The sequence below is a fragment of the Candidatus Hakubella thermalkaliphila genome, from assembly GCF_013281975.1.
GTDB classification, from domain to species: domain Bacteria; phylum Actinomycetota; class Humimicrobiia; order Hakubellales; family Hakubellaceae; genus Hakubella; species Hakubella thermalkaliphila.
Genome location: NZ_BLRZ01000290.1, coordinates 1 through 1,085 on the forward strand (window position 1 = coordinate 1; position 1,085 = coordinate 1,085).

Sequence of the window (1,085 nt, forward strand, 5' to 3'; positions counted from 1 at the left end):
CCAGATTTGCTGGGGCTGGAGAGTGACTCGGCTCAAGACCTCAGCGACGACCGTCTCGGTCGAGCCCTGGATCGGCTTTTTGATGTGGATAGGAACGCTTTCCTGACCGAATTCGTCCTGCATATGATCCGGGTGTTCCAGATCGATCTGGAACAGTTTCATAACGACTCGACCTCAATCACTTTACAGGGCGAGTATGCGGAGGCGGACGGCCGCAGGGTCCGTGGAAAGCCGACGCGCGTGATCAGCCACGGATTCAACAAGGATCACCGGCCCGACCTCAAGCAGCTGCTTTGGATTCTCACGGTTAGTGCCGATGGCGTCGTTCCCGTTCTCTTCAAGGTGGCCGATGGAAACACGGAAGATAGCACCACGCACATCGAAACCTGGACGACTCTCCGGCGACTGGTCGGGAGACCGGATTTTCTCTACGTGGCGGACAGTAAGCTATGCACCGGTGATAATCTTCAGTTCATCCACAGCCAGTCAGGGTATTTTGTCACGGTCCTGCCCCAATCTCGAAAGGAGGATAAGCTGTTCAAAGACTGGCTCCAGGCCCACAGTGCCGATTGGAAGGAAATTGCTCGCCGGCCCAACCCCATCCGCAAGGATGGGCCCTGGGAGATCATTATGACCGTCGAGTCTCCTATTCCAGATGCGAATGGGTTCCGCCTGATCTGGTACCACAGCTCGTTCAAACGCGAACGAGATTCCCAATCGCGGCAAACGGCGATTAACCGGGCCTGGAAGGCTCTGGAGACGATCGCTGAGGTGTTGGAGGGCCCCCGGTGTCGCTACAGGCAGAGAGAAGGAGTGGCCAAGAAGGCCGAAGAGATTCTCCGACAGGCAGGTGCGTCACGATGGCTTCAATATGACATCGAGCAGATCGAAGAACATGCCTACCGCCGAAAAGCGGGGACGCCCCGGTTCGGCCATGCGTTGGCGACGCGAAACAAAGACCCGCTTCCGTCTCCTCTGGAAGCCGATCCTGGAAACGATAGAATATGACCAACGTATCGATGGGATTTTCCCGCTGGTGACCAATCGGAGAGATCTCTCGGCGCTGGAGATCCACGACATCTTTA

Annotated in this window: 1 protein-coding gene; it reads left to right on the forward strand. The window is 56.7% G+C overall.

Going from position 1 to position 1,085, the window contains the following annotated elements; all coding sequences use genetic code 11:
* Positions 1–1,008, forward strand: a 1,008-nt coding sequence (locus HW443_RS11655) for an IS1634 family transposase (protein WP_176238267.1), incomplete at its 5' end; no start/stop codon positions are given.
* Positions 1,009–1,085 lie beyond the last annotated feature (77 nt).